Genomic DNA, 270 nt, shown 5'->3' with positions numbered 1-270 from the left:
CTTTCGCGCTCTTCGTCTGTTTCACCAACACATATAATTGGAGTCATTCCATGTTTGAAAATAGCGTGCGCTTTTTTGTTAATTTCTTCATCTGTTTCGTGGAATAATTCACGACGTTCAGAATGACCGATAACAACGTATTTAACGCCTAAATCTGCTAATGCAACTGGAGACGTTTCACCTGTAAACGCACTATTATCTTCGAAATACGTACTTTGCGCACAATGTTTAAAAATCGTTGCTCAAAATACATATTTCGAAGATAATAGT

Annotated in this window: 1 protein-coding gene; it reads right to left on the bottom strand. The window is 36.7% G+C overall.

Going from position 1 to position 270, the window contains the following annotated elements:
• The coding region (locus F1003_RS18740) for a triose-phosphate isomerase (RefSeq protein WP_497986927.1) at positions 1 to 236 on the bottom strand (236 nt) is incomplete at its 3' end.
• Positions 237 to 270 lie beyond the last annotated feature (34 nt).

The organism is Winogradskyella ouciana (genome assembly GCF_009709615.1).
In the GTDB taxonomy this organism is placed as follows: Bacteria; Bacteroidota; Bacteroidia; order Flavobacteriales; family Flavobacteriaceae; genus Winogradskyella; species Winogradskyella ouciana.
The sequence above is the reverse complement of the archived record's forward strand: the minus strand, read 5'-3'. Positions and strand labels throughout refer to the sequence as shown.